General features: G+C 69.7%; 11 protein-coding genes. 5 read left to right on the top strand and 6 right to left on the bottom strand.

The window, feature by feature from the left end; genetic code table 11:
- Positions 1-23: 23 nt before the first annotated feature.
- The gene (locus HOW07_RS07975) at positions 24-1,703 is read right to left on the bottom strand and encodes a DHA2 family efflux MFS transporter permease subunit (protein WP_175116603.1); all 1,680 of its coding nucleotides are present in this window, start codon (positions 1,701-1,703) and stop codon (positions 24-26) included.
- Between the two features lie 67 nt (positions 1,704-1,770).
- Positions 1,771-2,151: a hypothetical protein gene (locus tag HOW07_RS07970; RefSeq protein WP_064294055.1), complete on the bottom strand. Its 381-nt coding sequence runs from the start codon at positions 2,149-2,151 to the stop codon at positions 1,771-1,773.
- Between the two features lie 256 nt (positions 2,152-2,407).
- Here HOW07_RS07970 and HOW07_RS19360 point away from each other — a divergent pair, with 256 nt between their 5' ends.
- Both HOW07_RS19360 and HOW07_RS07955 read left to right on the top strand, forming a co-directional pair.
- Complete coding sequence (locus tag HOW07_RS19360; protein ID WP_254628261.1) at positions 2,408-6,004, top strand: efflux RND transporter permease subunit; 3,597 nt, start codon at positions 2,408-2,410, stop codon at positions 6,002-6,004.
- A complete protein-coding gene (locus HOW07_RS07955; protein ID WP_175116602.1) occupies positions 5,967-7,592 on the top strand; it encodes a methyltransferase in 1,626 nt (541 codons plus the stop codon). The genes HOW07_RS19360 and HOW07_RS07955 overlap by 38 nt, the downstream gene beginning before the upstream one ends.
- 20 nt (positions 7,593-7,612) lie before the next feature.
- On the opposite strand, the gene HOW07_RS07950 is transcribed toward HOW07_RS07955, so the two are convergent.
- Together HOW07_RS07950 and HOW07_RS07945 are read right to left on the bottom strand one after the other, a co-directional pair.
- Positions 7,613-7,870 carry a Txe/YoeB family addiction module toxin gene (locus tag HOW07_RS07950; RefSeq protein ID WP_064294057.1) on the bottom strand — a complete coding sequence of 86 codons (258 nt, stop codon included), beginning with the start codon at positions 7,868-7,870 and terminating at the stop codon, positions 7,613-7,615.
- Between the two features lie 5 nt (positions 7,871-7,875).
- Positions 7,876-8,127, bottom strand: a complete 252-nt coding sequence (locus HOW07_RS07945) for a type II toxin-antitoxin system Phd/YefM family antitoxin (RefSeq protein WP_121292796.1) — start codon at positions 8,125-8,127, stop codon at positions 7,876-7,878.
- Between the two features lie 150 nt (positions 8,128-8,277).
- On the opposite strand from HOW07_RS07945, the gene HOW07_RS07940 reads away from it, so the two are divergent.
- From HOW07_RS07940 to HOW07_RS07930, 3 genes are all read left to right on the top strand, one after another.
- Positions 8,278-9,222, top strand: coding sequence for a DnaJ domain-containing protein (locus HOW07_RS07940; protein ID WP_121292794.1), 945 nt, complete (start codon positions 8,278-8,280; stop codon positions 9,220-9,222).
- An 88-nt stretch (positions 9,223-9,310) separates the two neighbouring features.
- Complete coding sequence (locus HOW07_RS07935; protein WP_121292792.1) at positions 9,311-10,249, top strand: G5 domain-containing protein; 939 nt, start codon at positions 9,311-9,313, stop codon at positions 10,247-10,249.
- A gap of 109 nt (positions 10,250-10,358) precedes the next feature.
- A complete protein-coding gene (locus tag HOW07_RS07930) occupies positions 10,359-10,910 on the top strand; it encodes a type 1 glutamine amidotransferase domain-containing protein (protein ID WP_175116601.1) in 552 nt (183 codons plus the stop codon).
- Positions 10,911-11,211: 301 nt separating this feature from the next.
- Here HOW07_RS07930 and HOW07_RS07925 read toward each other — a convergent pair whose 3' ends face one another.
- Both HOW07_RS07925 and HOW07_RS07920 read right to left on the bottom strand, forming a co-directional pair.
- A complete protein-coding gene (locus tag HOW07_RS07925) occupies positions 11,212-11,475 on the bottom strand; it encodes a GlsB/YeaQ/YmgE family stress response membrane protein (RefSeq protein WP_079003747.1) in 264 nt (87 codons plus the stop codon).
- 96 nt (positions 11,476-11,571) lie between these two features.
- Entirely contained in the window at positions 11,572-11,745 is a 174-nt protein-coding gene (locus HOW07_RS07920; protein WP_064294062.1) for a CsbD family protein, read from the bottom strand.
- Positions 11,746-11,831 lie beyond the last annotated feature (86 nt).

Raw genomic sequence — 11,831 nt, 5'->3', positions numbered from 1 at the left:
GGGGTGTGAGGTGGCCTCGCGCCCTACGCCCGCGGGGCCGGGTCGGACGTGTCGGACGAGTCCGTCCCGCCTGCTCGTGCTCCGGCGTCGCCCGGTCGATCCTCTCGGCGCCCGGACCCGAGCGACAGGGTGGCGAGGAAGCCGACCGCCAGGAATCCTGCGGCGGCGAACGCCGCGGAGCGGGTGCCGTCCGACAGGGCGATCCTGGCGTCCTCGGCCACCGTCGCAGTCGCCGGGTTCGCATCGAGACCGGCGATGGCGGCGCCCGAGCTGTCGACGACGCTCGTCACGAGGGCGTCGCGCTGTTCGGCCGGTACACCGGCGTCCTCGAGTCGTCCGTCGAGGACCGACGCCGTGCTGACGAAGAGGATGGTCCCGAGGACGGCGATACCGAGGGCCGAGCCGATCTGTCTCGCCGTGCTCTGCGTCCCGGAGCCCTGGCCGCTCTGCTCGACGGGTACGTCCTTCAGGACGACGCCCGTCAGCTGTGCGGTGGCGAGACCGACGCCGAAGCCGTAGACGAACAGGAACGGGACGATCGCGAACCATTCGGTCGCCGGCCCGACGACCAGCCCGATACCCGCGACACCGATGATCTCCGCGACGATGCCGACGCGGACGATGAGGACGGGCGCGACCCGGTTGCCGAACGCGCCGGCGAACCCGCTCGCGACGAAGGAGCCGATCGCGAGGGCCAGGAGGATCAGACCGGTCTGCAGTGCGCTGTAACTGAGGACGAACTGGAGCCAGATCGGCAGTGAGAGGATGATGCCGAACTCCCCCAGCGAGACGATGAGGGCGGCGATGTTGCCGTTCCGGAACGACGGCAGCGAGAACAGGGAGAACGCGATGATCGTGCTGCGCCCCTGCCGCATCCGGTGGCGTCCCCAGAGGACGAACGCGACGCCTGCGACGACCGTGACCATGAGGGCCACGGGCACCGGGGAGAGCCTGAACGGCCAGGTCCAGTCCCCGATGACGAGCGGGTTCTCCGTGAGCCACCACCCGAGACTCCGGCCCTCGATGAGTCCGTAGACGAGGGTCGCGCTCGTCAGGATGGACAGGACGGCACCGACCACGTCGATGCGGTCGGTCGCGGGTTCCCGTGACTCCCCCACGAACAGGAGGAGTCCGACGATGATGAGGACACCGAGCGGCACGTTGATCCCGAACGCCCAGCGCCAGGAGAAGTCGGTGGTGAGCCAGCCGCCGAGGAGCGGACCGACTGCCACCATGCCGCCGATCGTGGAGCCCCAGACCGCGAAGGCGATCGCACGGTCGCGGCCTCGGAAGGTCGCGTTGATGATCGAGAGGGTCGTCGGCAGGATCATCGCGCCGCCGACGCCCTGGATGACCCGGGACAGGATCAGGAGGTCGCCCGTCGGCGCGACGGCGGCGAAGACGGAGGCTCCGCCGAAGACCACGACGCCGACGAGCAGCATCCGACGACGGCCGAACCGGTCGGCGAGCGTACCGAACACGATGAGCAGGGCGGCGAAGACGAGCGTGTAGGACTCCTGGACCCACTGCACCTGGGTCGAGGAGATCCCGAGGTCGTCGACGATCGACGGGATCGCCACGTTGACGATTGTCGAGTCGACGATGATGAGGGCCACGGCGATGCTGATGACGACGAGGCCGAACCATTTGCGACGGTCCGACGGCGAGCGCTCAGGCTTCGCGGAGGGCGTGGACTCCGTCATGCGCGGAAACGATCAGCTGGCTGCATATTTTGATTATGCGCCCGCTCGACCCTGTTGTCACGCCGTTCTACTCGGCGTCGTCGCCCTCCCACGGCGGCCGGGCGACCTTGCCGGACATCCGCCACACCGCTCGGGTCAACTCAGGGTGCACGCGGGCGATCTCACGGAGCACCTCGTACTCGAGGTGGTCCGCGTTGTCGCGGTGATCCTGCGCGTCGTCGAGCGACGAGTACCCGGCCAGCCGAGCCATCGCGTGCTGAGCGGCCAGACCCCGGGCGTGCAGTGCGTCGTCCCGGAGGACGGCGACGACGAGCTCGTCGACCGTCGGCATCGAGGGCAGGAAGTCCCAGGGGTCCTCGCCGTCGCGGGCGCGGTGCTCGATGATGACCTCGCGCTCGAGCTGTGCGTCGCGGCGCAACCTGGGGAGGTCGACGGCCTGCAGATCCACGTACCCTCCTCGCTCCGGCGCACCCCGCGGCGCGCACTCGGGTATCAAGGGTACGCCCGGTATCGGAGGACCGTGCCGTCAAGGCGCAGCTTCCTCGCGGTCGAGGCTGGTACCGCGGGACCACCGATGTCGTCCGATCGGCGGATGCCGGTGCCGTTTCAGGTCCATCCTCGTGCGGATGTGACCGGCGGCGGCGCTCCATAGCGTGGAGTCGGGCGGATGGCGCCCACTCCGCGACCGAGAGGCCCGTCCTTCCATGTCATTCCTCACGAGGCTCAGCCTCGCCAATCGACTGATCGTCGGCCTCATCACCGCGGCGATCGTGGCCTTCGGACTCTTCGCGGTCGGTTCCCTGAAGCAGGAGCTGCTGCCGTCCGTGCAGCAGCCGGGTGCCGTCGTGGCCGCGACGTACCCCGGCGCCTCGCCGTCGTCGGTGGAGCGCGAGGTCACGAAGCCCGTCGAGCAGGCGGTGCAGGGGGTCAAGGGCGTCACCGGCGTCACCTCGACGTCGGTCAGCGGTTCCACGTCCGTGCAGGTGAGCTGGGACTTCGGGCAGGACGACGAGAAGATCGTTGGTGACATCCGCAGCGCCCTCGCCGGCTTGAAGAGCACGCTTCCGAGCGACACGACCACCGAGGTCTACGCGGGCGGCAGCGACGACATCCCCGTGCTGCAGCTCGCGGTCGCGTCCGAGGACGAGTCCGGTGAGTTCGCAGGCAAGGTCGAGACCACCGTGCTCCCCGCGCTCCGCGGCATCGCCGGCGTGCGCCAGGTCGATCTCGCGGGCGAGAACGCCACGCAGCTCGTCATCACGATGCGTCCGGCCGACCTCGCGGCCAAGAAGGTGACCGCGGAGGAGGTCATGGCGGCCGTCCAGGCGAGCGGCGTCATCACGGCTGCCGGCACGAGTGTCGACGCCGGCAAGGAGCTCTCGATCGAGGTCGGCTCGGCCGTCGGCTCGCTGGCCGAAGTGCAGGCGCTCCCCATCCAGCACGAGGACGGGCCCTTCGCGCTCTCCGCCGTCGCGGACGTGGAGCTCGTGCCCGCAGCGGAGACCTCCATCGCCCGGGCGGACGGCCTCCCGTCGCTGTCGCTCACGATCCTCAAGGACCCGTCGGCCAACGCCGTCCAACTCGCCCACACCATCCGTGACGCCCTCCCCGGGCTGGAGCAGGAGCTCGGCTCGGGTGCGGCCTTCACCGTCGTCTTCGACCAGTCGCCGATGGTCGAGCAGTCCATCCACGACCTCTCCGTCGAGGGCGGGCTCGGGCTGTTGTTCGCGATCATCGTGATCCTGGTGTTCCTGCTGTCGATCCGGTCCACGATCATCACGGCCGTGTCGATCCCGCTCTCGCTCCTCATCGCGATGATCGGTCTGTGGATCGGCGACTACTCGCTCAACATCTTCACGCTCGCGGCGCTGACCGTCGCCGTGGGGCGAGTGGTCGACGACTCGATCGTGGTGATCGAGAACATCAAACGTCGGCACACCGGGCGGGCGATGACGACCACGAGCGTCGTCGAGGCGGTCCGCGAGGTCGCCGGTGCCGTGACCGCGTCGACGATCACGACCGTGGCCGTGTTCCTCCCGGTCGCCTTCGTCGGCGGGACGGTCGGCGAGCTGTTCCGACCGTTCGCCGTCACCGTGTCGGTCGCGCTCATCGCATCCCTCGTGGTCTCGCTCACGATCGTGCCGGTGCTCGCCTACTGGTTCATGCGAGGCTCCTCCGCCCCGGCTGTCGGCAAGGCCACCGACGACGCGGCCACCGAAGCGGCGTCCGTCGTCGAGGACGAGTCCGAGGCGTACTCGAAGCTCCAGCGCGCTTACCTGCCGGTCTTGCGCACCGCCCTGAAGCGTCCGGTCGTGACCCTGCTCGTGGCGGCGGTCGTGTTCGCCGGGACGATCGTCTCGGCCGGGTTCCTGAAGACCGACTACCTCGGCGACATCGGGGGCGAGAACACCGTCACGGTCACGCAGGAACTCCCGGAGGGGACGAGCCTCGACCTGACCAGCGACGCGGCCGCGGCCGTGGAAGCGGTCCTCGCGAAGACCGCCGGCGTGTCCGGGTACCTGACCACCGTCGGTGGGAACGGTTCGAGCAACACGGCACAGATCAGCGTGACCGTCGGTGAGGAGAGCTCGCGCGAGGGCGTCGCCGACACCATCCGGGACGCCGTGGCGAAGCTCGACGACGTCGGCGAGGTCACCGTCGGTGATGCCGCCGGTGGATTCACCGGTGGCGGAGGCGGCATGGAGGTCACACTGCAGGGTGAGGACCCCGCGGCGCTCGCCACGGCGGCGGCCGCGGTACAGGACATGCTCGGCGGCACGGACGGCCTCCGCGATGCGACGAGCGACCTCGCCGACGAGCAGGGCCTGCTCAAGGTGAACGTCGACCGCGCCGCCGCCGCCCGGTACGGCTTCACGCAGGAACAGATCGGCCAGGCCATCGCCGGCGCGCTCCGCGGCACGCCGATGGGTTCGGTCATCCTCGAGGGAGCGTCTCGCGACATCATCGTCCGCTCGCAGCGGGTCGGCACGACGCCGGCCGAGATCGCCGCACTCCCCCTTCCCGTCAGTGCCTTGCAGCAGGCCGCGGCTCAGAAGGCCGCGACCGACGCCCTCACGGCCGAGCAGGACGAGGCCACCCAGCGCGCGAAGGACGAGGCGGCATCCCAGGCCGCGACCCAGCGCTCGGAACTCCAGGACGCCCGCTCGACCGCGGCCTCGCAGCTCGACGCCCTGCGGGCTCAGCTGAGTGCGTTGCAAGCGGCTCCCGTCGAGGTGCCGCCGGTCACGCCCACGACACCGGAGGAGGAGGCGGCACGACAGGCCTACGAGGCACGCGCCGCCCAACTCGCCGGACTGAGCGACGCCATCTCCCAGCTCCAAGGCTCGATCACGACCATCGACGAGCAGCTGGAAGCGATGCGGGACGCCGAGAGCGAGGCCGCCGAACAGCAGGCGGAGGCGGACCGCCTCACCCAGGCGCAGAAGGACCTCGCCAACGTCAGCGCCGTCCCGATCCCGGTCAGCGCCGTCGCGCAGGTGGGCGAGGAACGTGCCGCAGCGGCGATCACGCGTATCGACGGCGTCCGGACCGTGACCGTGTCGGCGACGCCGACGGGTGACGACCTCAGCGCGACGACGCTCGCCGTCCGGGAGGGCCTCGACGGCCTGGACCTGCCGAGCGGGGTCACCGCCTCGGTCGGTGGTGTCGCCCAGGATCAGGAGGAGTCGTTCGCCCAGCTCGGCCTCGCGATGCTCATCGCGATCGTGCTCGTCTTCATCGTCATGGTGGCGACGTTCCGGAGCCTCCTGCAGCCGCTCATCCTGCTGGTCTCCGTGCCCTTCGCGGCGACCGGCGCGATCGCGGCCCTGCTCATCACGGGGACCCCGCTCGGCATCCCGTCGATGATCGGCCTCCTCATGCTCATCGGCATCGTCGTCACGAACGCGATCGTCCTCATCGACCTGGTCAACTCGTACCGGGCTCGGGGCGACGGCATCGACGACGCGGTCCTGCACGGAGCCCGACTCCGTCTGCGGCCGATCATCATGACCGCCTGCGCGACCATCTTCGCGCTCGTGCCCATGTCGCTCGGCCTCACCGGCGGTGGGGTGTTCATCTCGCAGTCGCTCGCGATCGTCGTGATCGGTGGTCTGGTGTCGTCGACGCTCCTGACGCTCATCCTCGTGCCCGTGCTGTACCTGCTCCTGGAGCGCCGGACCGAGCGCCGTCTGGAGAAGCGTGAGCGGAAGCGCACGGCGAAGGCCGCGCAGCGCGGGCTCGAGGAGCACGACGAGCAGACCGATGAGGACCTCGACGCGATCCTCACCACGGATCGCTGACGGCGGCTGCGGGGTGGGCGATCCGGCCCACCCCGCAGCTGGCACACTGGTGGGCGTGGACCAGCGACTGATCGACCTCCTCCGTTCCGACCTCGACGCGGCCGGCTACACGGTGGAACGGGTGCGCGGTCTCTGGGGCGAGACGGCCGAGGCGGCCTTGCACCGCTCCAACCGGGTCGTGGCGATCCGTTCGCTCGGCGAACGCCGCCGGACGGCCGGCACTGAACCGATCGCGACGCTGGCGACGCTGTTCGTGCTCGGCGTCGCCGTGGGGGCCGATGACGCGGCGCGTGCACTGCCGTCGCTCGGCCTCGATGGCGCGGTGGCGCTCGGTCTCGTCGGCCTGAGTGACGACGGGTCGGTCGCCCCGGCCGTCGATCTGCGTCCGTACGCCTGGGTCGACGCCAACGGGAGCGGTGCGTGGTGGATCGCCTCCGACCTCGGAGAGCTCGCGCTGGGTCACGAGCTCGGCGAAGAGCACGTCCTCGGCGTCGGCGGCGCGTCGATGACCCTGAGCGGCATCATCCTGCCCGAGCGGATCGGAACGGCACTCGACCTCGGGACCGGGTGCGGCATCCAGGCGCTCCACCTGTCGCGGATCGCGGATCACGTGGTCGCGACGGACATCTCCGAACGAGCACTCGAGCTCGCCGCACTCAACGCGCGCCTGAACGGCATCGACTCGATCGAATTCCGCCACGGCAGCATGTTCGAACCCGTCGCCGGTGAACGGTTCGACCGCATCGTCTCCAACCCGCCGTTCGTCATCACCCCGCGCGCCGAGGGCGTGCCGAGCTACGAATACCGCGACGGCGGTCTGGTCGGCGATGCGCTCGTGGAGTCGGTGTTCCTCGAGGCCGCCCGGCATCTGACGCCCGGCGGAGTCGCGCAGTTCCTCGGGAACTGGGAGTACCGAGACGGTGCCGACGGGCTCGACCGCGTGGCCGGATGGGTGGAGCGCAGTCCGGAACCGGTCGACGCCTGGGTCATCGAGCGCGAGGTGCAGGATCCGGCCGAATACGCGGAGACCTGGATCAGGGACGGTGGCACCCGCCTCGGGACGCCGGAGTTCGAGCGCCTCGCGGGAGCCTGGCTCGACGACTTCGCGGCTCGGGCTGTGATCGGCGTCGGCTTCGGTTATGTCCTGCTCCGTCGATCGGACCCGTCCACGCCGCTGCGCCGTTTCGAGCGGCTGCACGGGCAGGCGGGTTCGAACGCCGCCGGGCTCGGTGCGCACCTCGCCGTGTGTCTCCTCGCACACGACTGGCAGGTCGCGCTCGACGACGAGCAGCTGCTCGGCGAACGCGTCATCCTCGCGGGCGACGTCACCGAGGAGCGCCACTACTGGCCCGGTGACGAGGATCCGACGGCGATGACCCTGCGGCAGGGTGGCGGCCTGGCCCGCTCGGTGGGAATCGACACGGGCCTGGCGGGGCTCGTCGGCGCCTGCGACGGCGAGTTGACCCTGGGAGCCATCATCGACGCGATCGCCCAGCTCGTCGAGGTCGATGCGGCGGAACTCCGCGCCGAACTCCTCCCCCGGGTCCGCGCACTGCTGGACGACGGCATCCTCCTGCCGAGCTCCTGAGGTGTTCCGGGTCCCCGGCCCTACTCGTAGTGGAAGCGCGCCTGGGCGATGAGGACGCCGTCGTCCGTGAGGCGGTAGACCAGCCGATGCTCGTCGGTGATCCGTCGTGACCAGAATCCCTGGAAGCCGTGCTTGAGCGCCTCAGGTTTGCCGATGCCCTCGTTGCCGTTCCGGATGATGTCCTTCAGGAGGAGATTGATCCGTTTGACGATGCGCCGATCCTGTTGCTGCCAGTGGCAGTAGTCCTCCCAGGCGGCGTCGGACCAGATGAGCCGCACGCCGACTACTCGACCAGGTCGTGCTCGGTGCCCGTGCCGGCCTCGAGGTCGTCGATGGCCTGGAGGAGCCGACGTGCGTTCGACGGCGTCCGCAGCAGATACGCCGATTCCTTCAAGGACTCGTAGTCGTCGAGCGCGACGATCACGACCGGGTCGCGCCCCGCTCTGGTGATGATCACCTCCTCGCGGTCGTCGAGGACCGAATCGAGGGTGGCCGCGTAGTTCGCGCGGGATTCCGAATAACTGAGGGTACGCATCAACATCCTCCAAGTACAACAAACTGTACGTTGGCTCGCTGGAGTTGTCCACAGCGCCGACCGGGTGCCGGTTCGGGCGGTCTTCCAGGTGATGGCGATAGTCTGCCGTGTCGGACCGACCGACGCCGCCGACGAAAGCGACCACCCTCCATGCCGGAGAGCCCACTCTCAGCCAGCCCCTACGAGGTGCTCGGCGTGAGCACGACGGCGACGCAGGACGAGCTCCGGAGGGCCTACCGACGGCTCATGCGCGAGACCCACCCCGACCTCGGCGGAAGCGCGCGGCAGTTCAACGCCGTCCAGCTCGCCTGGGAGCGCGTCGGAACCGAGCAGGACCGGGCCGCCTACGACCGCGGGTGCAACGTGCCGTCCTCCGACGCGGGCGATGACGACGCTCCGACCTGGTCGGCGTCGAGCACGGGTCGGTCGGGTACGCAGCGCGCCGACTCGCGACCCCGCGCTCGCGCCTACGGGCACCCCGGCGGAGACTCGCGCGAGGCCTATCTCGGGCTCATCCGCGAGTGGGTCGGCCGTGGTGTCCCGCTCGACGACCCCTACGACCCGAAGCTCGTCCGTTCGGCTCCGCGCGAGATCCGGCACCAGTTGGCCAACGCGCTCGCCGAGGAGCAGACGGCGCGCACCGTGGCGACGCTCGGCATCGGATACACGGTCTGGCACGACGTCCTGGCGCCGGGCGAAGCGAAGCTCGACCATGTCGTCCTCGGTCCGACCGGCCTGTTCGCGGTCAAGTCGGAGGACTGGGGTGGGCCGGTCCGGGTGCACCGTGGAGAGGTCGTCGGGGAGACGCTCGATCCTCGCGAGGAGCCCGTCCGGTCGATCGTGCGCTCGGCCCGGACCGTCGCGAAGGCGGCTCGGGTGAAGTTCACGGCTTCCGTCATCGTCGTGCCGGACGGCGCGACCCCGGAGTCGGTGGAGTTCATCGGTCGCAAGCATCCGGTGACGGTGCTCGTCGAGCGCTCCCGCCTGGCCGACCTCCTCCGCACCGGTCTCCCGGGCGTCGACCGTATGGGTGGCAACCAGCTGTTCGACATCCGCACGCGCCTGCAACAGACCATCCGCTTCGTCGGACTCTGACGAGCGGCCCGACACGGCGGGGGAGGAATCCCCTCCCGCCCCACTCGGGGACCTTGTGCCGTCCTGCTCCAGGCCCCAGCATCAGGGCATGACTTCTCCCGCAGGCTGGTATCCCGATCCTGAGCAGCCCGGCCAGCAACGATGGTGGACCGGAGTCGGCTGGGGTGGGCAACGCGTGCCGGCGGCCGTGCCCGCTCCCCCGGCCGCCGTCCCTGCTGCTGCTGTGGCGACCCGGACGCGCCACCTCGGTCCGCTCCACATCGTCCTGCTCAGCCTGGTCGGAGCACTGTTGCTCGTCAGCGCCGTCGGTGGCGCGTTCTGGGCGATGCTCGCACTCGTCGCCCTGGTGGCCATGGTGATCGGTGCGGTCGCGCTCGTCCGTGGTCGCGTCTCCTCCCTCGGGATCCGCAACCGCGGGATGGCGGCCGCGGTGATCGGTGCCGCCCTGTGCCTGGTCGTCGTGGGTGGTGGCGCCAACGCGGCCATCCACCCGGTCGCGCCCCGGCCGGCGGCGCTGTTGTCGGCTCCGGAGGGGACGTCCGCCGCCGAACCGAGTGCCACGCCGACCCCCACCCCGACCGACGTCGTCACCGAGGTGACCGAGGTGGTGGAGATCCCGTTCGCGGTGACCGAGGTCCAGGACCCGGACATCGACGTCGGTCAGGTCGTCGTGACGACGGCGGGCGTCCCCGGGCAGCAGACGAACACCTACCGCGTCACCACGCGAGCCGGGGTCGAGATCGCTCGAGAGCTCGTCGCGCAGCTCGTGTCGGTCCAACCGATCGCGCAGGTGACGTCCGTCGGGACGCGGCAACCCGCTCCGCCGCCTCCTGCGCCGGTCGCCGAGCCGGCCGGTGGAGGGTGCGACCCGAACTACGAGGGGCAGTGCGTTCCGATCGCCAGCGACGTCGACTGCGCCGGCGGGAGCGGCAACGGCCCGGCGTACACGCCCGGCCCGGTGTATGTCGTCGGGAGCGACGTCTACGACCTCGATCGGGACGGTGACGGCATCGCCTGCGACGCCTGAGCAACCCCGTTCGCGCTCGGCGGAAGCCCGGGTCCGAGCGGTGGGGCCGAGCGTATCGTCGCTGGCGAGGCGCCGGACGGTGTCTCGACGCTGACGGATTGGAGCGACGATGAGCGCAGAACTCAACGGCAAGCAGGTGGCCTTCCTGCTCACGGACGGCTACGAGGACAGTGAACTGACGAGCCCCTGGGAGGCGGTCACCGGAGCCGGAGCGACCGCCCGACTGGTGTCGCCCGCCACCCAGGATGTGACCGGGAAGAACGGACACGTCCAGCCCGTCGACGTCGCGGTCGCCGAGGCCTCCTCCGACGACTACCACGCACTGGTGCTGCCCGGCGGTGTCGTCAATGCGGACGACCTCCGCGTGGACGAGGCCTCGGTCGCCTTCGCGAAGGCCTTCTTCAAGCAGGGCAAGCCGGTCGGGGTGATCTGCCACGGCGCCTGGATCCTCATCGAGGCGGACGTCGTCCGCGGTCGCGAACTCACGAGCTACCCGAGCCTGAAGACGGATCTGCGCAACGCGGGTGCATCCTGGGTGGACGAGGAGGTCGTCGTCGACCAGGGACTCGTGTCGAGCCGCACGCCCGATGACCTCCCGGCCTTCAATGCGAAGCTCGTCGAGGAGATCGGCGAAGGCGAGCACGAGGGCCAGCGCGCCTGACTCCGGTCGCAGCGTGACGCACGAACGCCCGGTCCTGGTGGACCGGGCGTTCGTGCGTGCGGGTCAGACCCAGCCGCAGATCGCGCGGAGCAGCTCGAGCAGCTTCCGGTAGAAGTCCATGAGACCCCCTCCTCTCATACTCATATCAGATGCTGATATCGGACATCAGACATTCTGACAGGACTCGGGACGCCACACAGTCCCCGAAACGGCGGACACCGAGCTGCCGGCGACGACCTCCGCACGCACGGACGCCCGGCCCCCTGGAGGGGCCGGGCGTCCGAGTGCTGTGTGGAGGCGCTTACGCCTTCTTGTTGCGGGTCAGTGCACCGTAGATGAGGAGCACGACGATGGAACCGCCGATGGCGAGGAGCCACGTCTGCAGCGAGAAGAACTCCTGCAGGTTCGCGCCGAAGAGGATGCCGCCGAGCCATCCGCCGAGCAGTGCGCCGACGACGCCGAGCAGCAGCGTGATCAACCAACCGCCACCCTGACGGCCCGGAAGGATTGCTTTGGCGATGGCGCCGGCGATGAGGCCGAGCAGCAGGAAGCCGAGAAAACTCATGATGTCTCCAAATGTGATCGCTGGATCGAACGGGGTGCCGGTCGACCGTGTTACCGCCCCCGCCGGTGGGCGGGGGCAGCCACTGTACCGCGAGGACTAGTGCTTGAACGCGTCCTTGACATTCTCGCCGGCCTTCTTGGCGTCGGCCTTCGTCTGGTCGGCCTTGCCCTCTGCGACCTTGCTGTCGTCGCCGGTGACCTTGCCCAGGGCTTCCTTCGCCTTGCCCGCGAGGTCCTCAGCGGCGTTCTGGATCTTGTCCGATGCACTCATGGCGTTCTCCTTCGTCTGCGTTGGAAACCGGTGATGATGTCCGGTCATCGGGTAAGACGCAGCTCAGTGGGCATTCGTCATGAAAT

Origin of the sequence: Plantibacter sp. MCCC 1A11337 (assembly GCF_013349365.1) — a bacterium.
GTDB lineage: Bacteria > Actinomycetota > Actinomycetes > Actinomycetales > Microbacteriaceae > Plantibacter > Plantibacter flavus_A.
This window is presented reverse-complemented; position numbering and strand designations above follow the sequence as displayed.